This window comes from Halomonas sp. 72, assembly GCF_052379785.1.
Taxonomy (GTDB): domain Bacteria; phylum Pseudomonadota; class Gammaproteobacteria; order Pseudomonadales; family Halomonadaceae; genus Vreelandella; species Vreelandella citrativorans.
This window is the reverse complement of the sequence record NZ_JBQSYY010000015.1, coordinates 1-19,365: the sequence shown is the minus strand read 5'-3', so window position 1 is coordinate 19,365 and position 19,365 is coordinate 1. Positions and strand designations below refer to the sequence as shown.

At 53.2% G+C, this 19,365-nt stretch carries 18 protein-coding genes and 1 riboswitch; of the genes, 13 read left to right on the top strand and 5 right to left on the bottom strand.

Annotated elements, in window-relative coordinates; genetic code table 11:
- The first annotated feature begins 188 nt into the window (after positions 1 to 188).
- The 5 genes from cyoA to cyoE are packed head-to-tail and all read left to right on the top strand — an operon-like array spanning position 189 to position 4,972.
- On the top strand, positions 189 to 1,175 hold the full coding sequence (gene cyoA / locus ACT3T6_RS13105) for a ubiquinol oxidase subunit II (protein WP_193054003.1): 987 nt from the start codon (positions 189 to 191) through the stop codon (positions 1,173 to 1,175).
- 2 nt (positions 1,176 to 1,177) lie between these two features.
- Complete coding sequence (cyoB, locus tag ACT3T6_RS13100) at positions 1,178 to 3,154, top strand: cytochrome o ubiquinol oxidase subunit I (protein WP_193054004.1); 1,977 nt, start codon at positions 1,178 to 1,180, stop codon at positions 3,152 to 3,154.
- Positions 3,154 to 3,768, top strand: coding sequence for a cytochrome o ubiquinol oxidase subunit III (cyoC, locus tag ACT3T6_RS13095; protein WP_193054005.1), 615 nt, complete (start codon positions 3,154 to 3,156; stop codon positions 3,766 to 3,768). The genes cyoB and cyoC overlap by 1 nt, the downstream gene beginning before the upstream one ends.
- Positions 3,765 to 4,088 (top strand): cytochrome o ubiquinol oxidase subunit IV, encoded by a 324-nt coding sequence (gene cyoD / locus ACT3T6_RS13090; RefSeq protein ID WP_087108378.1) that lies wholly within the window; start codon positions 3,765 to 3,767, stop codon positions 4,086 to 4,088. The genes cyoC and cyoD overlap by 4 nt, the downstream gene beginning before the upstream one ends.
- The gene (cyoE, locus tag ACT3T6_RS13085) at positions 4,046 to 4,972 is read left to right on the top strand and encodes a heme o synthase (protein ID WP_172118012.1); all 927 of its coding nucleotides are present in this window, start codon (positions 4,046 to 4,048) and stop codon (positions 4,970 to 4,972) included. Before cyoD ends, cyoE begins: the two co-directional genes overlap by 43 nt.
- Positions 4,973 to 5,101: 129 nt before the next feature.
- Here cyoE and pta read toward each other — a convergent pair whose 3' ends face one another.
- Together pta and ACT3T6_RS13075 are read right to left on the bottom strand one after the other, a co-directional pair.
- Entirely contained in the window at positions 5,102 to 7,285 is a 2,184-nt protein-coding gene (pta, locus tag ACT3T6_RS13080) for a phosphate acetyltransferase (protein WP_172118011.1), read from the bottom strand.
- Positions 7,282 to 8,466, bottom strand: coding sequence for an acetate/propionate family kinase (locus tag ACT3T6_RS13075; RefSeq protein WP_193054006.1), 1,185 nt, complete (start codon positions 8,464 to 8,466; stop codon positions 7,282 to 7,284). The genes pta and ACT3T6_RS13075 overlap by 4 nt, the downstream gene beginning before the upstream one ends.
- Before the next feature lie 147 nt (positions 8,467 to 8,613).
- Here ACT3T6_RS13075 and ACT3T6_RS13070 point away from each other — a divergent pair, with 147 nt between their 5' ends.
- The 4 genes from ACT3T6_RS13070 to ACT3T6_RS13055 all read left to right on the top strand — a co-directional run bounded on the left by ACT3T6_RS13070 (position 8,614) and on the right by ACT3T6_RS13055 (position 12,576).
- Positions 8,614 to 9,534 carry an EamA family transporter gene (locus tag ACT3T6_RS13070; RefSeq protein WP_193054007.1) on the top strand — a complete coding sequence of 307 codons (921 nt, stop codon included), beginning with the start codon at positions 8,614 to 8,616 and terminating at the stop codon, positions 9,532 to 9,534.
- Positions 9,535 to 9,611: 77 nt separating this feature from the next.
- Complete coding sequence (locus ACT3T6_RS13065) at positions 9,612 to 10,121, top strand: porin family protein (RefSeq protein WP_193054008.1); 510 nt, start codon at positions 9,612 to 9,614, stop codon at positions 10,119 to 10,121.
- A gap of 240 nt (positions 10,122 to 10,361) precedes the next feature.
- The gene (locus ACT3T6_RS13060) at positions 10,362 to 11,423 is read left to right on the top strand and encodes an HlyD family secretion protein (RefSeq protein ID WP_193054009.1); all 1,062 of its coding nucleotides are present in this window, start codon (positions 10,362 to 10,364) and stop codon (positions 11,421 to 11,423) included.
- The gene (locus ACT3T6_RS13055) at positions 11,413 to 12,576 is read left to right on the top strand and encodes a DUF2955 domain-containing protein (RefSeq protein WP_193054010.1); all 1,164 of its coding nucleotides are present in this window, start codon (positions 11,413 to 11,415) and stop codon (positions 12,574 to 12,576) included. Before ACT3T6_RS13060 ends, ACT3T6_RS13055 begins: the two co-directional genes overlap by 11 nt.
- A gap of 68 nt (positions 12,577 to 12,644) precedes the next feature.
- Here ACT3T6_RS13055 and thiC read toward each other — a convergent pair whose 3' ends face one another.
- Together thiC and tenA are read right to left on the bottom strand one after the other, a co-directional pair.
- The gene (gene thiC / locus ACT3T6_RS13050; protein WP_287076955.1) at positions 12,645 to 14,555 is read right to left on the bottom strand and encodes a phosphomethylpyrimidine synthase ThiC; all 1,911 of its coding nucleotides are present in this window, start codon (positions 14,553 to 14,555) and stop codon (positions 12,645 to 12,647) included.
- Positions 14,556 to 14,577: 22 nt separating this feature from the next.
- Positions 14,578 to 15,246 (bottom strand): thiaminase II, encoded by a 669-nt coding sequence (tenA, locus tag ACT3T6_RS13045; protein ID WP_193054011.1) that lies wholly within the window; start codon positions 15,244 to 15,246, stop codon positions 14,578 to 14,580.
- A gap of 89 nt (positions 15,247 to 15,335) precedes the next feature.
- Positions 15,336 to 15,489, bottom strand: a riboswitch (TPP riboswitch).
- A gap of 131 nt (positions 15,490 to 15,620) precedes the next feature.
- On the opposite strand from tenA, the gene ACT3T6_RS13040 reads away from it, so the two are divergent.
- Positions 15,621 to 16,223 carry a class I SAM-dependent methyltransferase gene (locus ACT3T6_RS13040; protein ID WP_193054012.1) on the top strand — a complete coding sequence of 201 codons (603 nt, stop codon included), beginning with the start codon at positions 15,621 to 15,623 and terminating at the stop codon, positions 16,221 to 16,223.
- A 71-nt stretch (positions 16,224 to 16,294) separates the two neighbouring features.
- Here the strand turns inward: ACT3T6_RS13040 and ACT3T6_RS13035 are convergent, their stop codons facing one another.
- Positions 16,295 to 16,411 carry a phage integrase N-terminal SAM-like domain-containing protein gene (locus ACT3T6_RS13035; RefSeq protein ID WP_353744589.1) on the bottom strand — a complete coding sequence of 39 codons (117 nt, stop codon included), beginning with the start codon at positions 16,409 to 16,411 and terminating at the stop codon, positions 16,295 to 16,297.
- Positions 16,412 to 16,663: 252 nt separating this feature from the next.
- Here ACT3T6_RS13035 and ACT3T6_RS13030 point away from each other — a divergent pair, with 252 nt between their 5' ends.
- The 3 genes from ACT3T6_RS13030 to ACT3T6_RS13020 all read left to right on the top strand — a co-directional run bounded on the left by ACT3T6_RS13030 (position 16,664) and on the right by ACT3T6_RS13020 (position 19,150).
- The gene (locus tag ACT3T6_RS13030; RefSeq protein WP_193054014.1) at positions 16,664 to 17,716 is read left to right on the top strand and encodes a DUF6414 family protein; all 1,053 of its coding nucleotides are present in this window, start codon (positions 16,664 to 16,666) and stop codon (positions 17,714 to 17,716) included.
- 26 nt (positions 17,717 to 17,742) lie between these two features.
- Positions 17,743 to 18,633 (top strand): DUF6414 family protein, encoded by an 891-nt coding sequence (locus tag ACT3T6_RS13025; protein WP_193054015.1) that lies wholly within the window; start codon positions 17,743 to 17,745, stop codon positions 18,631 to 18,633.
- A gap of 85 nt (positions 18,634 to 18,718) precedes the next feature.
- Positions 18,719 to 19,150, top strand: coding sequence for an acetyltransferase (locus ACT3T6_RS13020; RefSeq protein WP_193054016.1), 432 nt, complete (start codon positions 18,719 to 18,721; stop codon positions 19,148 to 19,150).
- Positions 19,151 to 19,365: the final 215 nt, after the last annotated feature.

Here is a 19,365-nt window from a genome sequence, read left to right as displayed (position 1 = left end):
TAGGATGTCGGTTCAATCCGCTACCTGCTTCTAATCCCGGTAGCGCATGTTTTTCCCGGAGCACAGGCAGTACCTTTGGCAGAGTGTTTTGGGAAGAGTATGGGGTGTTAGTTAGCTGACATATGGCATATCGTTTGGCTTGCTGTTTGACGGCTAGTTTTGTAACGCAACTCTGACGAGATCGCACCATGCAACAACCTTCCTACTGGCGCAGGTCAGGCACTCTGGTGCTCATTGCGCTGTGCTTGCTGCTTGCAGGCTGTAGCTCGGCCTTGATGGACCCAAAAGGTGTCGTTGGTGAAACCCAGCGTTCACTGATTCTGAGTTCATTTGGCTTGATGCTGATCGTGGTCATCCCCGTTATTGTTATGACGATAGTGTTTGGCTGGTACTATCGCCGTAGCAATACGATGGCTGAATACCTTCCTGACTGGGCGCACTCTAACTGGATCGAGGGCATTGTTTGGCTAGTTCCTGTCGTAATCGTCGCTATTTTGGGCGTAATTACCTGGAAAAGTTCACACGACCTTGACCCCCATCGCGCACTTGAAAGTGATACACCTGAGCTTGAAATCCAGGTCGTGGCACTTGATTGGAAATGGCTGTTCATTTATCCCGAGCAAGGTATTGCAACGGTAAATGAAGTGGCATTCCCGGTTGATACGCCCGTCCGCTTCCGAGTGAGCTCCGGTTCGGTGATGAACTCTTTCTTCATTCCTCGACTAGGCAGCCAGATTTATGCCATGGCAGGAATGGATAATGACGTTTATCTCGAAGCTAATGAGATCGGTACCTATAGCGGTCGTTCGACCAACTATAGCGGTGCAGGTTTCTCTGGAATGATCTTCGATGCTCACGCGACATCAGATGAAGACTTTGATGCGTGGGTAGAAGAGGTTCGGCAGTCACCACAAACGCTGACCTACCCAGAAGGCTACTCACAATTGGCTGAGCGCTCTTCGTTCAACCCCGTTGAGTACTTCGCAAGTGTTACACCTGAGTTCTATGAGCGTCTGGTCTCCAGCTTCCGTACTGGCAGCGATCCTGAAACCGACACTCAAGATGCGCCTCGCGCACCAGCTATCGATAGCAATGAAGCCTATCAAACGACCGACAACCAAGCGAGTGGCGAGGCTGAAGAAGGCCAACCTGTGAGCAATGAGGCGGGAGAGTAACCGTGTTCGGTAAATTAACCCTAGAAGCAATTCCCCTTCACGAACCCATTCTGGTTCTTGCGGGTCTCGTGGGGATTCTAGGCGGCGCGGCGTTGTTAGGCGCGCTGACCTATTTCCGTAAGTGGGGCTGGCTATGGAACGAGTGGTTCACCTCCGTTGACCATAAAAAGCTCGGTATCATGTATTTCATCGTGGCGCTTATCATGCTGCTGCGCGGTTTTGCTGATGCCTTGATGATGCGTGTGCAGCAGGCGGTCGCTGCAGGTGGTTCGATGGGCATTTTGCCGCCTGACCACTACGACCAGATCTTTACCGCCCACGGCGTTATCATGATCTTCTTCGTGGCCATGCCTATGGTTATCGGCCTGATGAACCTGGTTGTTCCGTTACAGATCGGTGCGCGCGATGTTGCGTTCCCGTTCCTGAACAACCTGAGTTTCTGGCTGTTCGCGGTTTCGGCGCTGCTGGTCAACATTTCTCTGTTCGTGGGTGAGTTCGCTACCACTGGTTGGTTGGCTTACGCGCCGTTATCGGGGATAGAGTACAGTCCTGGGGTAGGGGTCGATTACTGGATATGGGCGTTGCAGATATCCGGGATAGGTACCACGTTAACGGGTATTAACTTCTTCGTTACTATCCTGAAAATGCGTACCAAGGGCATGACTATGTTCCGCATGCCGATCTTTACCTGGACGTCGCTGTGCGCCAACGTACTGATCATTGCCTCTTTCCCGATTTTGACCGCTACTATTGCCATGCTGACGCTGGATCGTTACCTGGGGATGAATTTCTTCACGAACGATATGGGCGGCAACATGATGATGTACGTCAACCTTATCTGGGCGTGGGGTCACCCTGAGGTTTACATTCTGATTCTGCCGGCCTTCGGTGTGTTTTCAGAAGTTATCGCGACCTTTGCACGCAAGCGTCTGTTCGGTTACCACACCATGGTATGGGCAACGATCGCGATCACGATCCTGTCATTCATCGTTTGGTTGCACCACTTCTTTACCATGGGCGCAGGCGCCAACGTCAATGCCTTCTTCGGCATCATGACAATGATCATCGCCGTACCGACTGGGGTGAAAGTCTTTAACTGGCTGTTCACTATCTTCCGTGGACGCTTGGAAATGACCTCGCCGACACTCTGGACGCTGGGTTTTATTATCACCTTCGTTCTCGGTGGTATGACAGGCGTTATGCTGGCGCTGCCGGCGGCAAACTTCGTGCTGCACAACAGTCTGTTCGTTATTGCCCACTTCCATAACGTTATCGTTGGTGGCGTGGTCTTCGGCATGATGGCGGGTCTGACCTACTGGTTCCCGAAAGCCTTTGGCTTCACGCTTGACGAGAAGTGGGGCAAGCGCTCGTTCTGGTTCTGGGTGTCAGGTTTCTACGTGGCATTCATGCCGCTATACGTACTGAGCTTCTACGGTGCTGTGCGCCGCATGAACTCTTACCCGAACGCTGAATGGCAGCCCTGGTTTATCGTTGCCTTGGTTGGTGCTCTGCTGATTGCTGCGGGTATCGCTTGTACGCTCATCCAATTCTACGTAAGCGTGCGTAACCGCGATAAGTATGCGGACGTGACTGGCGACCCATGGGATGCCCGTACGTTGGAGTGGTCAACTTCATCGCCGCCCCCGTTCTACAACTTTGCGCGTCTGCCCGTCGTTGGTGATATCGACAGCTTCTGGTCACAAAAGCAGCGTGGCAACGAGCAGTTGGACAATGCGCCTTACACGGATATCCATATGCCGAGGAACACGGTGGCTGGACCTGTCATCAGTGTCTTTGCGATGATCTTTGGTTTCGCCATGGTATGGCACATCTGGTGGCTAGCTGGGTTCAGTGCAATCGGCATGCTGGTGAGCTTCCTGATGCGGGTATCTAACGACGATATCGATTACTACGTGCCTGCTGCAGAGGTCGAGCGAATCGAACGTGCTCATCAACAACGTGTGGAGGCCCAGGCGTAATGGCTACTGAATCCCTACATCACGATGCCCATGCTGAAGAGCATGAGCACCACGATGCCGGTCCTACCAAGGTATTTGGTTTCTGGGTCTACCTAATGAGCGACTTAGTGATCTTCGGAACACTATTCGCCACCTACGCCGTGCTCATGAGGGGCACGGCAGGCGGGCCGACCGGTGCGGATATTTTTGAACTACCTTTGATTCTCTTCGGCACCTTTGCACTGCTGATCAGTAGTTTCACCTTCGGCATGGGCGTTCTGGCAATGAATGCTAATCGCGTCGGCCAGGTGAAACTGTGGCTGGGCATTACGTTCGTGTTGGGCCTGATGTTCCTGGGCATGGAAATCTATGAGTTCCATCACTTTATCCATGAGGGATGGGGCCCGGATCGCAGCGCCTTCCTGTCAGCGTTCTTTACCCTGGTAGGTACCCACGGTCTGCACGTAATGTTCGGTATGATCTGGATTCTGGTCATGCTGGTTCAGTTGTCGACTAAAGGTCTGAATGATAAAACGCGTCCGCGTATCCTGTGCTTGAGCTTGTTCTGGCACTTCCTGGATATCGTCTGGATCTGTGTCTTCTCCTTCGTCTACTTGATGGGAGTGCTGGTATGAGTTCGTCTAGCCAACCGTCCGGTCACGGCACCGTAAAGTCCTATGTAACGGGTCTTGTGCTGTCGTTAGTCCTGACTGTCATTCCATTTGGCGCGGTTATGCTGGGTTCGTTCAGCTTACCCGTGAACGTGGGAATCATCACTGTGACGGCCGTTTTGCAGGTGCTGGTTCAGCTTGTGATGTTCATGCACTTGGACTTCAAGACTGAAGATGGCTGGAACATGCTTTCCTTCGTCTTTACGGTGCTGATTCTCGGCCTAGTGGTAGGAGGTTCGCTGTGGATCATGCAGCATCTACATCTCAACATGATGATCGGCTAACCAGAATGCCCAATCGGTGGCACGATCTGCTTGAGCTAACTAAACCAGGAATCATTGGCGGCAATCTCATTGCCGCCCTTGGCGGCTACTTTCTAGCCGCGCACGGTGAATTCGATCTGGTGACGTTTGCTTCGGTCATGTTGGGGATCGCATTAGTGATCGCCTCAGGCTGTGCCTGTAACAACGTGATTGATAGGGACATTGATGCTCTGATGGCGCGCACGCGCCATCGTCCTCTGGTGAGAGGAAGCGTCTCTATCACGCAAGCATTGGGCTTGTCGGCGTTTCTGGGTATCAGTGGTGTGGTCTGCTTGGCATTGGGCACCAATGGGTTGACGGTGGCCTTGGCTGTTATCGGATGGGGCGTGTATGTGGGGCTGTATAGTCTCTATATGAAGCGCAACTCCGAATACGGCACGGTAGTAGGCAGCTTGTCAGGCGCTATGCCGCCCGTGATCGGGTACTGCGCAGTGACGGGTACCTTTGACAGTGGAGCGATGGTTCTGCTGTTAATCTTCTGCCTCTGGCAGATGCCTCACTCCTATGCCATTGCGATTTTCCGCTATGCCGATTACCAACGCGCTTCGATTCCCGTTCTGCCTGTTGTTCACGGGATCAAGCGCGCAAAGCATCACATCCTTGGCTACATTGTGGCGTTTATTCCCGCCTCATTGGCTTTGGTACTGGCAAGTCAGGCAGGTACTGGCTACCTGTGTGTCGCACTGACCATGGGGGGCTACTGGCTCTACCTGGCGATTTGCGGCTACCGGCTGGATGATGATGTACGCTGGGCCAAACGCGTATTTGGCGTATCGATTTTGACCATCACCGCAATGAGCCTGGTGATTGTGTTGGAATCCATGGTGCCAATAATGTGGGCGTGATTGACCCACACCGCTAAGTGGTTGAATGAGAAAAGCCCCGGGCAGTTAAACTGGCCGGGGCTTTTTCTTGTCTTAACGCTTACTTACCATTGGTCGCACCGGCGAAGCTTATCAGGTGCGATGACGGGGTTACGCTTCTCGCTGGCTTGCCTGAATAGCGGTCAGCGCGATGGTATAGACGATATCATCCACCAGTGCGCCTCGGGAAAGATCATTCACTGGCTTGTTTAAGCCTTGCAGCATGGGGCCAACGCTCACTACGCGGGCACTACGCTGCACCGCTTTGTAGGTCGTGTTGCCGGTGTTCAGGTCCGGGAATACAAAGACGGTGGCGCGGCCCGCTACGGGCGAATCTGGCGCTTTCTGTTTGCCCACGCTCTCAATGGCGGCTGCATCGTACTGAAGCGGGCCATCGATCAATAAGTGCGGGGCACGCTCTTTGGCGATGCGCGTAGCTTCACGCACTTTATCGACATCCGCGCCGGTGCCTGAATCTCCCGTTGAGTAACTGATCATCGCCACGCGCGGCTCAATGCCAAACGCTTCTGCGGAGCGAGCGCTTTGCAGGGCTATTTCAGCCAGTGTTTCGGCATCCGGGTCCGGGTTCACCGCACAATCGCCATACACCACTACCTGCTCGGGCAGCAGCATAAAGAAGATCGACGATACCTGGCTATATTCTGGCGCGGTCTTTATCAGCTGAAACGCCGGGCGCACGGTGTTAGCGGTGGTGTGGATAGCACCCGAGACAAGGCCATCGACTTCATCCAACTGGAGCATCATGGTGCCAAGCACTACGTTATCCTGTAGCTGGGCCTCAGCGGTGAGTTCGTTAAGCTTACCACGCCGACGTTCTACCATGGGCGCGATATAGTGAGCACGCGTGCTTTCGGGGTCGATAATCGTCAACTCGCCGGGCAGTGCTAAACCGCGGTTACGCGCCACTTCCTCGATGTTTTCACGACTGCCTAACAGCACGCAGTTGGCAATGCCGCGCCGCTGACAAATAATCGCTGCCTCCACTGTGCGGGGTTCGTCGCCTTCCGGCAGTACGATCCGTTTTTTTGCGTGCTGCGCCTGTTTGACCAACTGATAGCGAAACGCTGAAGGTGATAAGCGCCGTGCATAGCCGTGGCTTAACTTGTCTTTTAGCCATTCAAGGTCGATATGGGCAGCGACAAATCGCGCCACCTGCTCGGCACGCTCGAAATCATCAACGGGGATTTCGCTGCTAAGCTGGCTCAAGTTTTGAGCGGTGGTCAGACTGTCGGTTTCAACCGCCAGCACGGGCAGGCCGGTTCTAAGCGCCGGGCGACACATCTCAATCATATTGTCGTTAGGCAAAAAACCATTGGTCAGCAATATGCCCGCCAACTGAGTGCCGTTCATGGTAGCGAGGGCGGATGCCAGCACGACGTCGTCACGGTCACCAGACGCCACCACCAGGCTACCGGGTGTGAAAATATGCAGGGCATTCGCAGCACTACGCGCGCACAGGCTTGTCGACATTACCCGGCGGCTTGCCGCATCGCCTTCGTTTAGCACCTTGGCACTCAGTGCCCGTGCCACGTCCAGCGTGCGGGGGGCATTGAGTGTTTTGCTGTAAGGCACGATACCGATTAGGTGAAAACTGTCGGTGGCCAGTGACGGTGAATAGCCGCGAAGCTCGTTAAGTACCGACTCTTCAAGCTGCGGCTTAATGGTGCCCGGCGCTGCCGAAAGGTCATCTTCCTGGCCGTAAGGCAGGTTTTTCATGCGCATCAGGATGCCGCCCAACGTGCGGGTCGAGCTAACCCCGCCAAAGCTTCTGGCGTGCATATCAAGCTCTTCAGCAAGTGCCTGTGGCTCGTTTAAATCCCCGGTGCCCACCAGGATGATGCGGGCATTAAGTGCATGCGCCAGTTGAGCATTGGTTTGCGTCGCGTACGTGGTGTACTGGGTAGGCACTACGCCTTCCACTACGACTAAATCCAGCGCGTTACCGTCCCGCTCAGCCTGTTGCGTTACCTGTTCATATAACTCGACCACATTTTCCAATAGCTCATCGGTTTGGTCATCGCGCAGCAGGCGCTCCAGCCGGGTTTGTGAGATCGGCGAAGGCGGGCGCAGGTTGAGCGTGCGAGACACCAGTGCCGTTGAGCGATCAAGGCCTGGGCCGTTCAGCTCTTTTTGCATAAACGGCTTCAAAAAACCGGCTTTAAGGCCAATGGTGTCGAGCGCCTGAATCAAGCCTAAGCAGGCCGAGGTTAACCCGGCCCCCATGCTTGTGGGCACTAGAAGAATGGCTTGGGGTTGAGAAGGGGGCGAACTCATGCGTGGGCCTCCAGGCATTGACGTGTTTCCATTGCGATACGGCCTTCTTCGTCGGTAGGAATAACCCAGGCTTCGGGACCTTGATGATTTGCCCTGTCCAGCTTGCCCTCTTTGCCGCGAATCATCACGTCATTGCTCGCCTCATCAAGGGCAAAGCCAAAGTGAGGCAGCAGGCTGATAACGCGGCGGCGTACAAGAGGAGAGTTCTCACCGATGCCGCCGGTAAAAATGACGCCATCAAGCGTCGGCAGTGCGCAAGATAGAGCAGCAAGCGACTTGGCAATGCGGTAGCAAAACACGTCTAGCGTCAGCATGGCTCTTGCATGACCCTGCTCGGCTGCTTCCTCGACTTCGCGCATGTCGTTGGTTAAGCCAGAAAGCCCCAATAGCCCGCTTTGCTTATTCAGCACATCATCAATCTTGTCCATCGACCAGCCCAGCTGGCGGTGTAAATGGGCGTGCAAGCCTGGGTCGACGTCGCCGCTGCGCGTGCCCATCACCAGGCCTTCCAGCGGGGTAAGGCCCATGCTGGTGTCCAGGCTTTGATTATTCCACACCGCTGCGGTGGAACAGCCGTTGCCCAAGTGGGCTGTTAACCAACCGCCCGCACCGCGAGGGCTAAGCTCGGCTGCACGCTGGCTAACAAAGGCGTGGCTAGTGCCATGAAACCCGTAGCGACGAATGCCGTGTTCAGCGTAGAGGCTCTCTGGCAGGGCATAGCGGTAAGCTTTTACGGGGAGGGTTTGGTGAAACGCGGTATCGAATACCGCAACCTGAGGTAGTGCTGGAAATATCTTTTGAGTAGCGCTGATGCCTGCCAGGTTGGCAGGGTTATGCAGGGGCGCCAGCGCGGCGGTGGCCTTAATCGCACTGATAACATCACTATCAATCAAGGCGGCCTGAGTAAACTTCTCTCCGCCATGAACAATGCGATGCCCAATAGCGCCAGGAATGCGTCCTTCCAGGCTGTTTAAAATGGCGTTGAGCGCTTGAGTATGGTCAGCATTGGGGAGTGCATGGCTAAAGCTTCCCCCCGCGCTATTTATTCCTTTTAAACGGGCATCGGCGCTGCCTAAGCGCTCTGCCAAGCCTGCTAAGCGCGGGGCATCAGGGGCCGGATCGATCAGTGCGTATTTAATAGAGGATGAACCACAATTAATAACCAGCACCGGTGCATTCATAAAGAATCTACCAAAAGAGTAAAGGTTTAGTTTGTACTTTAGTGTGGCAGGCGGCAAGGGGCATTAACGTAGGCGGATATTTGTTTAGCCATTCGACTCAAATCCGGGCATGCTTGGCGGTTAACGTTCTTTTGCTGCCTGGAGCCTATGACTACGTCCTCGTTACCCAACCACCTGCCGCGCCACTTGGCCATTTTGCTGCTAATGACCGTTGGCACCATGTTCGCTGCCAACCATGTATCGGCTAGGCTTGCCTTTGATAACGGTACAGGGTTACTGCTGGCCGTATTAACGCGTTCCGGGGTAGCCTGTTTGATCCTGCTCGCCCTTGTGATCGTTCAGAAGAAACGCTTATGGCTGCCTTCGGGCACTTGGCCCTGGCAACTGGTGGTAGGTCTTCTTATCACCATTCAAAGTGTCAGCCTTTATTCAGCGGTTGCGCGGCTTCCTGTCGTTATTGCGCTACTGTTGGTCAATACCTTCCCCATTCAGTTAGCACTATTGAGTTGGGCGCTGGGCGGGCCGCGTCCAACGCTTCGCAGCTGCCTTATTATGGGGACCATTTTAATCGGGCTGTTGGTCGTGCTGGATATTCCTGCGTGGCTTTCCAGTGCTGACAGTATGGGGCCGGAATGGGTCGCCGGTATTGGATTTGGGTTGCTGGCCGCGTTCGTTTTCGCCTGCGCGCTATGGGTTACCGAGCACCGTTTATCCCAGGTAGGCAGCACGCTGCGCAGTCTTTTAACCATGCAAACCGTGTTTTTCGCCATGGTAATTGGCGGGGTTTTAGGTGTCGTGCCAGGCGGCATGAGCCTACCTGGCAATAGCCAAGGCTGGGTGGGTTTGGGGCTTTTGGCGCTGCTCTACGCCACCGCGTTCTCGACACTGTTTATTTTTGTGCCGCGCCTGGATATGGCGCGCAACGCCCCGGTCATGAATATCGAACCTGTCGCCTCTTTGGTGATCGGCTATTTCGTATTAGGGCAAACGCTAAGCCCAGGCCAGTTATTGGGCGGGGCTGTTGTGGTGGGTGGTATTGTCGCACTTAGCCTATCCAAAGGGCGGTAAACGTTGCGTTCTTTTCGGACATGTACCACAATGAATCTGTGTAAGGAAACACTGTTTTTTAACGGAGGTACAAGACGATGAAGATGACCGTATTATCACTCACTTCTGCGGCACTCTTGGTCGGCGCGGGTGCATTCGCTGCATCAGCCCAGGCACAGCAATCATTTGGTTACCCTGAAGGTTACGTGGCGGGCGACGCCATGTTTTGGAACCTTGACCCTGACCGCGGTTCCTCACGTAACGACGTAGGCCTGCGTTTGCGCGGTGGTGCGCAGTTCAATGATTACTTCGCGCTCGAAGGGCATCTGGGTACCGGTGGCTCCGATGGTGATACCAAGCTGGATTACCTGGTAGGTGCTTACGCAAAAGGCATCGCGCCTATTACCCCCAATGCACGTCTGTATGGTCTGATCGGTGTCACTGAAGTGGATTTCGACCACGACAGTGAAAGCGGTTTCTCCTATGGCGCGGGCGGTGAAATTGATGTCGCCAACAATCTGGCCATCAGCGCTGATTACATGCGTTATCTGGACAAGTCTGCCTACGATTTCGATGCGGCAAGCGTGGGCTTAAAATACCGTTTTTAATGATTAACGCTTAAAACGCGTTAGTGGTTTATCCAACCCCAGGGCCTTTTGGCTCTGGGGTTTTTTATGAATTTTTTCTGGGTAGCCAAGGGCACTACTAAATAACGCTAATAAAGCAGAAGGGTGGCTCATTGTTAGCTTGCTAATCATTTGCTAAAATGCGCTATTCCATTAAGCATCTGCTGGCCACAAGCGCTCTGCGCGTACGTAGAAGGCGCGCAAAACAAAGAGTAAAACTCCATGTCCCCTGATCAAAAATTCGCCCGCTGGGTGAAGGTGGCGCTGGCTGCCTTTGCACTGCTGTTTATCTATTTCTTGATAGCTGACAGCTTCATGCCCATGACGCCCGAGGCCAGGGTAATGCGCCCGGTTGCCCGTGTGGCACCAGAGCTCAGCGCGCCAGTGAAAGAAGTGACCGTGCGTGACCATCAGCAGGTTGCCAAAGGCGATGTGCTGTTTCGTCTGGACCCCGAGCCCTTTCAGCTTGCCCTTGATCAAGCGCGGCTAAACCGTGAGCAGGCTGAGCGCGAAAACACGCGCCTTGAAGCGGAGCTTGCCGCCGCACGGGCGGTGCTGGCCTCTGCCCAGGCAACGGCTGAGGAGCGCAGCAGCGAGCGGCGCCGTGGCGAAGCCCTGGTGGGGCGGCAGAATATTTCACGCCAGCAGTACGAGCAGCAGGTAGCGGCTGAGCATACCGCCCTGGCAGAAGTGGCTTCCGCCGAGGCGAACATACAGAGCCTGGAAGTGCAGCTAGGCGAGAACGGAAATACCAACCTGCGCTTGCGCCAAGCCGACAACGCACTTAAGAAAGCGCAGTTGGACGTCGAACGTACCGAAGTGCGGGCGGCAGAGTCAGGCCAGGTGACGAACTTGCAGCTTCAGGTGGGCGACTATGTTCAGGCGGGGCAGCCAGTGATCGCACTGGTGACTCAGAAGATGGATATCGTTGCCGACTTCCGTGAAAAAAGCCTACGCCACGTACTGCCCAGCGACTCGGCTGCGGTGATCTTCGATGCCATGCCAGGGCATATCTTTGAAGGGCAGGTCAGTGCTTTTGATGCTGGCGTGCGGGAAGGGCAACTGACCGCTGATGGGCAACTGGCGGATATTCCTACCTCTGACCGCTGGGTGCGCGATGCGCAGCGCTTGCGTATTCATATTGTCCTCAACGAACCCATTGCTGCGCTGCTGCCAAGCGGCGCCCGGGCAACGGTGCAACTGCTACCGGGGGAACATGCGCTGGCGCATCCCTTTGCATGGCTACAAACGCATCTGATCAGCTGGCTACATTATGTCTATTAGTGCGGGGTCTACTAATGCAGGGCCCGCTGATACAAAACAGGCTGATGCCAGCGCGTGGTCAATCAATCGCGCGCTGCACGGCTTTTTTAAACGCACGCCTCGCCGTAGCGGTGCTGGCCCTGAAGCGCCTGCTTACCATCGCCTGAGTGAGAATGCCCTGCGCCAGTGTTTGCGGGTGGCCGGTGGTGGCACACTCGGGTTTATCATCAGTCAGTTAATGGGTTGGAACTACGGCGTTTTCTTTACCGTTTTTCCGATGTTTTTGCTGGGTATGGTGCCCATTCTGAATATCAGCATTATTCGCCAGTTTTTAGGTAACGTATCGGTGAATGCGCTGGAAGTCAGCTTGGTGGTCGGCCTGCTCAAACATATGCCGGTGGTGATGACGCTGGTCGTGTTGGGTATGTTCCTGTTTCGGTTTAGCCTGATGGCAAAAGGCCCGCTGTTTCTGTTTGGGGCCAATGGCGTATTAACCTTAAGCATTCTGCTGCATTTTGCGAGCTACCCCAGCGTCGATCTAGCTGATTTGTTGGCCTCCAATTTTGTGGCCAGTGTGCTCGCTGTGTTCATCGCCATGCTGATGTACACGCTTTTCCCCGACGTTGAGCCCCGCCAACCGCCGCCCAAAAGCACCAAGACTAAAGCGCAGATGCGCCATGAAACGCTGATGGGCGGCATTACCGCGACACTTTCCTTTGTCGTTTTTCAGGTGCTTGACCTGCAGGGGTCGCTCTCGGCACAAATGGCGACCATTCTGGTACTGTTCGCGATGGGCTATGCCGGTGCACGCGTATCCGCTCGCAAACGCGCCATCGGCACGCTATTGGGATGTAATCTGGCGCTGATAATGCAGCTTCTGCTTTACACACAAAGCAATCACTTCCTGCTAGCGATTGTGCTTTATTGGTTGGGGCTATTGCTGTTTGGGCGCGAACACATACTTGAAGGTGGCGGTTCCGGCATCGGGTTTGGCGGGATGACCACTTTGGGCATTCTGTTTGGGCAATCATTAGGGCCCAGCCAGGACCTTGTCTATAGCGCCCTGTACCGTTTTTCATCCATGAGCGTGGCGCTGGTAGTAACGCTACTCGTCATGGCTTGTCTGCATTATCTGCTTAATCTTTGGGAGCCAACGCGACTACCCGAAAGTTAGCGTAACACGTCGACAACAGGGGCTTTCAGGCCCCTGTTTGCGTTTAACCCTTGAGTTTTTAAACCGCTTTACACTTCCTGATACAGCTGGCTTCCCGTTTTTCGAAACTTCTCCGCCTGCTCTTCCATGCCGCGCTTAACCGACTCCGCGTCGTTAGTGCTTTCTGGCGTGCGGTCGCGGTAGGTGTCGCGTACTTCCTGGCTAATCTTCATCGAGCAGAACTTGGGCCCGCACATGGAGCAAAAATGCGCTACCTTCGCGGAATCCTTGGGCAGGGTTTCGTCATGGAATTCCCGCGCGGTGTCTGGGTCTAGCCCCAGGTTGAACTGGTCTTCCCAGCGGAATTCAAACCGCGCCTTGGAAAGCGCATTATCACGCCGCTGTGCTGCCGGGTGGCCCTTGGCAAGGTCCGCCGCGTGGGCGGCAATTTTGTAGGTAATAATGCCGGTCTTGACGTCATCTTTATTGGGCAGACCTAGGTGCTCTTTCGGCGTGACATAGCACAGCATGGCACAACCAAACCAGCCGATCATGGCAGCCCCGATGCCAGAAGTAATATGGTCGTAGCCTGGCGCGATATCCGTGACCAACGGGCCGAGTGTGTAGAAGGGCGCCTCGTCGCAGTACTCCAGCTGCTTGTCCATGTTCTCCTTCACAAGGTGCATGGGCACGTGGCCGGGCCCTTCAATCATTACCTGCACGTCGTGCTTCCAGGCAATGTGGGTCAGCTCACCCAGGGTTTTAAGCTCGGCCATCTGCGCTTCGTCATTGGCATCGGCGATAGAGCCTGGGCGCAGGCCGTCACCCAGCGAGAACGCCACATCGTACTGCTTGCAGATCTCGCAGATCTCCTCGAAGTGGGTGTAAAGAAAGCTCTCTTGGTGATGATACAAACACCATTTGGCCATAATCGAACCGCCGCGTGAGACGATGCCCGTCACCCGGTTGGCGGTCAGCGGCACATAGCGCAGCAAAACGCCTGCGTGAATAGTGAAGTAATCCACACCCTGTTCGGCCTGCTCGATCAACGTATCGCGAAACACCTCCCAGGTCAGGTTTTCGGCCACGCCGTTGACCTTCTCCAGCGCTTGATAAATGGGCACCGTACCGATAGGCACTGGCGAGTTACGCAAAATCCATTCGCGGGTTTCGTGGATATTCTGCCCGGTGGAGAGATCCATTATGGTATCCGCGCCCCAGCGAATCCCCCAGGTCATTTTGTCGACTTCTTCTTCAATCGACGAGGTGACGGCCGAGTTACCCAGGTTGCCGTTAATTTTGACCAGAAAGTTACGCCCGATAATCATCGGCTCACTTTCCGGATGATTGATGTTATTAGGAATAATCGCCCGCCCGCGAGCGACTTCCTCGCGCACAAACTCCGGCGTAATCTCTTCTGGGATGCTGGCGCCGAAGCTCTGGCCGCGATGCTGGTGGCCCAGGATTCGCTCCACCTCGGCATCGCCCAGCGCTTGGCGGCGCTGGTTCTCGCGCAGGGCGATAAATTCCATTTCCGGCGTGATAATCCCTTGGCGGGCGTAGTGCAGCTGGGTAACGTTCTTGCCTTCTTTTGCCCGGCGCGGCGTGCGTTTCAAATCAAAGCGCAGCTGGGCCAGCATGGGGTCGTTGGCGCGGCGTTTGCCGTACTCAGACGTATGGCCTTCTAAAAACTCGGTGTCGTCGCGCTCCTCAATCCACGCCCGGCGAAGCGCGGGAAGCCCACGGCGTAGATCAATCTGAGCGTTGGGGTCGGTGTAGGGGCCAGAGGTGTCGTACACCAGCAGCGGCGGATTCTGTTCATCCACGCTGGTCGTTTTGGTCGGCGAGAGGCTGATTTCCCGAAACGGCACGCGGATATCCGGGCGCGAGCCTTCAAGATACACCTTGCGTGAACCGGGTAGCGGGGAAATCGCGGCGGCATCCACTTGGGCGGTTTCGGCTAGAAAGCGGGTTGTCTTCTGGGTAACGGTTTTGTTCACGGTTATATCCTTGTTATTGGAATTAATGGGAAAGGTCCAGGCCCATCTGCCAGAAGTCGATTTCCAAACGCGTGGCATCGCGGAAAATTTTGCTGAGCTCATTAAAGCGGGCAGGGGTGACGTCGGCGAGGCGTGCGTCAAGCCATTCAAGCTCGGCTTGCATGGCCGCCTGAAACTCCTCGCTTTCGTACATCGCAATCCAGGCGTCGAATGGGTTATCGCCGCCACGCACTGTGGAGGATTGCGCGTTCAACCAGTTGGCAATCTCGCCATAGCCCACCAGACAAGGGGCAAGTGCTACGTGTAAATCCAGCAGGTCGCCACGGTTGCCGGTATCCAACACGTAGCGGGTGTAGGCCATGGTCGCCCGAGCTTCTTGTAGCTCGGCAAGCGCCTCCTCGGAAATACCCCACTCGCGACAAAAGCCCACGTGCAAGCCCAGTTCCACATCCACAATGGTTTTTAAACCTTCATGGGCATGGCGCAAATCGGCAAGCGTAGGGCTTTTGTAGGCGGCCAACGCATAGGCGCGAGCGAAGTGAATCAGAAACAGATAATCCTGCTTCAGGTAGTGGCGAAATGACGCTTCAGGCAACGTGGCGTTGCCCAGCTGGCGCACAAAGTCGTGCTCAATGTAGGAGCGCCAATCGTCATGGCAAGCAGTGGTTAAATCAGTAAAGCGGTAGCCCATACATCCTCCGGTGGTGGTGATCCGAAGGGCAGGCGAAAAGATCGAGGAAATGGCACGGAAGGGGGCGAGCGATCATGGGAGAGAGCTAGCCAGCGCCATCGCTTGATCCCTACGCCGGTACCCGCGCTACATCAAAAGCAGCGCATTAGCCGGATCAGGTTCAGCGGGACCAGCACTTGGCAGCAAAATTGCTACGCCCTGCGCCATCTCAGCCGGATATCACCGGCACCCCGTCAAGCATTCAACTCCAGCGAGTCTAGGTGGCGGTGGAAGGAGATGCAAGGGGGCGAACGGCGGTGCTACGTGTTAATTTGAATTGATTATGGCTATCAACACTCGTCATCACAGCATGATGCGATCAGGAAGTACTGACATTGACCACCGATAACAAAACGGGTTGGGAAGCCTTCTATCGCGCCAATCAAACGCGAGCCGCCTCGCCGCTGTTACGGCGCGCTCTGGGGGATGAGTGCTTACCCAAAGGCAACGGCCATGCTATCGATTTAGGATGTGGGGGCGGCATCGAAACCGCACTACTGCTGACGTCGGGGTGGAAGGTCTTGGCGATCGACAAAGCGCCCAATGCCATTGCGCGAATCGAAACACTAAAAGCTGAATTGCCCAGCGCTGATCTGACGGTGATGATTTCGCGCTTCGAGGAATTGAAAGGCCTGCCATCGTCTTCCCTGATCCACGCGGGGTTAAGCCTACCGTTCTGTGAGCCAACGCACTTTCCCATACTGTGGAACATGATCCTTTCAGCGCTTGAGCCGGGAGGCCTATTTGTCGGGCACCTTTTCGGTAATCGGCACGATTGGGCCAGGCATCCAACAATGAGTTTTCACTCGAAGGAAGCTGTAGGAGACCTTTGCGGCGGTTTAGAGATTGAGCTTTTTCGCGAAAGTGAAGGAGAGGGCGGGCTGGTAACGCATCACTGGCATCGATTTGATCTTATCTTGAGAAAGCCAATGGTTTGATTGAATTGCCTTATTTAATGTGGGGGTTGCCACGTGCCTTAATCGCTTAATACCCCAAGCATTACCTCACTTCAGCGCCCGTCATCTGTTCCCTGAAAGCGAATGAAGAAGCGAATCCAGTAGCAATACGTCTTCTCAGTGCGAAAGCCATAGCGTTTTACCCGCAAGGTAGCCCGGACCCTATCCATTAGCTTCATGGGGGTATCCCTTTGTATTTATCTTGGTGTGTATTTATATACAGCGTTATTGAGAATGGCAAATCGTGCCAGCATGCGAATTTTGGATAGGCAGCCAAAATTTGCTTTGCTTGCAATAGAATCAATGAGGTAGATTTGGTTTAGGCGGCTAGATAACCTCAATGAACGCGCTGACGCGTTCATTGAGGTTATGCAGCTGGCTATATAATCACTGTTAGGCGAACATAGCAGAAGGAATAAACTTTGAATCTATTTGATTATCTGTATGTAGACTTGGATAAAGTCATCTCGTTGTATAGTCAGCTCACAGGTGGTGTTGTTGAGTTAAGGGAAACCCAATCCGAAAAAGGGTCTACTTCAGACAATAAAAGAAACTACGATTTCAAAGTTTTCAAACATGATGCTGGTGGGACGACACAAGATAGAGAGCAAGATAAAACAACAATCAAGCCTTATCATGCTTTGTTGCAAGAATTAGAGTCAGAGCTGTCTTCTTCGGGCTACCTTTTGGACTTAGCTAACTTTGAAGAAGGGAAAACATTAAAAGACTCGGATCTTCGGGCTACACTTAAAAATGCCCTTTGTATTAAATGCTCAGGCCGAGTAGTCATAGAAGACTATGAAAGGATGAAGAAAATCGGCCAAGATTTTCCAGACATAGTAAAACTGATAAACAGAAGTCATGCTGACAAATTGAAGGGTTCCCCAGAGTACCAAGAAAGTGAACGGCAAATCCAAGAGCTGGAGAGTACGATCGGAGATAGAAATTCACAGGCTAAAGCTAAGAAGAAGGCAAAGGAGCTAAGAGCTGGACTAGATTCATTACTAGCTTCATCAACAGCAGTTGATGTGGTTCCACAATGGATCTTGGATGGCATGAAAACATGGATTGATGCGTTTCTTCCCAACATAACAAACATTCGTGTTTATCCATTCAAAGATGAAGATGATGAACATATTTTTGGGCACCTAGAGGCTTCAAATTTTACAGTTTCAGATCCCACAGCTTTTCACTTCACTTACGGTTCATTCCCTACCGAAGAGTTTACAATGCTCGGTGTCATAACCTCTGTTCCTTCGGATGAAGGAGAAACCTTTTTGCCACTGCAGGAATTCGAAAAAGAAGACCTTAAAGACTACGAAAGTGTTGAACGTGCATTTCGAGGTATGTTCCGAGGATTTGATGGAATTGAGGCTATGGTAAGAACCTGTCGGTATCCGAGAGTTCTGGTCCATCCAATTTTGGTATATCGCCAAACATCGCCTAACAAGGCATTGCAGCGGACAAGCCGCTGAATGCGACGTTATATGGAAATCGAAATATGAATAATCTGATAGTCCCTGTTTATCTCAATCAAAGGATGGTTTTTGATCTGCTTGCGATGCTCCAAGGGGGAATCTCTACAGTAACTGCGGTTACGAAACAAGAAGGAGGCGAGTCAGGATCGGTGGGTAGTGCATCTGCATCGCTGGGTTTGAGTGAAGCATTATCATCCCTTTTTAGAATTGGTTTAAAAGCTGAAATAGAGGCATCGGATAAATCATCTACCAATAATTCTATTCAAGAGGAGCGCGTTCATACTCCAGCCTCCCTCTTTTATCAGTTGAGAAACACTCTGTCTGAAAAGCAGCTGCTTAAGCAAATCGGTGAGGGGAGCCAAATCAACGCTGGGGAAATCGTGGAGTTCACGGTGAAACTCAAGCGAAACCCCATCATCGAGATCATGGACACGGTGACTGAGATGATGTCGATTGCAGTCCTTTTTGAAGACAAGCCCCAAAATAATAGCAAAGGTGGAAAAGCAGGAAAGGGAAAATCTGATGAAAATTCCCAAATCAAAAAGCAGATGGAAGATTTTTCTAAAGCGTTGAAATCAGGTAATACAGTGGACTTAACTGCAAGTAATCTCCCGTCTGGTCACAAAGCAGTAATTACGGTGGAATCGCTTTACTTGAATGATCCAGTTATGTCGGATCTGGTTGATGGGGAATTTAAAGTCGTTGGCAAGGTTGTGAGAAGTATTAGCGACGCATCAGAATCGATCAACCTGATCAGAAAGACAGCGTTGAGTCGAATGCCCAGCCATCTATTAGAACAGGTTTTTCAACAGTTTGCGGCGTTGGGTACGACTCAGGGATTTGACATTCCTGAACTCACAATGGAAATCGAAGGTCCAGCGATTCAGGTTCTACCAATTGCTATCTACGCGTAGCCATTGTCCATATAACCAGTCACGGAAGGCGGAAGCGTGAGACGCGCCGCTTCGTTCAGCGTTAAATTTTCAACCGAGTTTAGTGATGAATATTGAGATCGTAGAAAAAGCAGACCACCTTAAGCTGATAGACGTCTGGGAAGCGTCGGTCAGGGCAACGCATAATTTTCTGGCTGAAGATGATCTACAGGAGTTAAAGCCGTTAATTCTGGAGCAGTATTTTGACGCAGTTGATTTAAGGTGCGCTAAAAACGGTAACGGTGAAATACAGGGATTCTGTGGAGTACATGACGGTAATATTGAGATGTTGTTCATCTCACCTGATGCACGCGGAAAAGGTATTGGTGCCATGTTAGCGGCCCATGCTATCAAAGAGCAGGGAGCATCAAGGGTCGATGTAAACGAGCAGAATGAACAGGCGGTAGGTTTTTATCAGCATATTGGCTTTAAAGTGACAGGTCGGTCCCCAGTCGATGGTCAGGGTAAGCCTTATCCGCTGTTGCATATGGCGCTATAAAAAGTTAACACCTATGAGCCTTCTGCCTGTCAATAGGCCGCAGCATTTTTTATTGGCCGCGTAAGCGGTCAATCTCAAGTCCCTGAGCCAGTGATCCTACTTCATCTGTCATCGTTGGCTGTTGGTGGCTTACAGCAAACACCTATTGAGGCTCTCTAACGTGGTAGTTCACCACTGCCAAACCGGGTTGCTCCTTGCAGGTGGGTCTGGGGCAC

Excerpts from the sequence above, each read along its gene's own strand:
- cyoA (WP_193054003.1), top strand. The coding sequence starts at position 189 with ATGCAACAACCTTCCTACTGGCGCAGGTCAGGCACTCTGGTGCTCATT.
- cyoC (WP_193054005.1), top strand. The coding sequence starts at position 3,154 with ATGGCTACTGAATCCCTACATCACGATGCCCATGCTGAAGAGCATGAG.
- cyoD (WP_087108378.1), top strand. The coding sequence starts at position 3,765 with ATGAGTTCGTCTAGCCAACCGTCCGGTCACGGCACCGTAAAGTCCTAT.
- pta (WP_172118011.1), bottom strand. The coding sequence starts at position 7,285 with ATGAGTTCGCCCCCTTCTCAACCCCAAGCCATTCTTCTAGTGCCCACA.
- ACT3T6_RS13075 (WP_193054006.1), bottom strand. The coding sequence starts at position 8,466 with ATGAATGCACCGGTGCTGGTTATTAATTGTGGTTCATCCTCTATTAAA.
- ACT3T6_RS13070 (WP_193054007.1), top strand. The coding sequence starts at position 8,614 with ATGACTACGTCCTCGTTACCCAACCACCTGCCGCGCCACTTGGCCATT.
- ACT3T6_RS13065 (WP_193054008.1), top strand. The coding sequence starts at position 9,612 with ATGAAGATGACCGTATTATCACTCACTTCTGCGGCACTCTTGGTCGGC.
- ACT3T6_RS13060 (WP_193054009.1), top strand. The coding sequence starts at position 10,362 with ATGTCCCCTGATCAAAAATTCGCCCGCTGGGTGAAGGTGGCGCTGGCT.
- ACT3T6_RS13055 (WP_193054010.1), top strand. The coding sequence starts at position 11,413 with ATGTCTATTAGTGCGGGGTCTACTAATGCAGGGCCCGCTGATACAAAA.
- tenA (WP_193054011.1), bottom strand. The coding sequence starts at position 15,246 with ATGGGCTACCGCTTTACTGATTTAACCACTGCTTGCCATGACGATTGG.
- ACT3T6_RS13035 (WP_353744589.1), bottom strand. The coding sequence starts at position 16,411 with ATGGATAGGGTCCGGGCTACCTTGCGGGTAAAACGCTATGGCTTTCGC.
- ACT3T6_RS13025 (WP_193054015.1), top strand. The coding sequence starts at position 17,743 with ATGAATAATCTGATAGTCCCTGTTTATCTCAATCAAAGGATGGTTTTT.
- ACT3T6_RS13020 (WP_193054016.1), top strand. The coding sequence starts at position 18,719 with ATGAATATTGAGATCGTAGAAAAAGCAGACCACCTTAAGCTGATAGAC.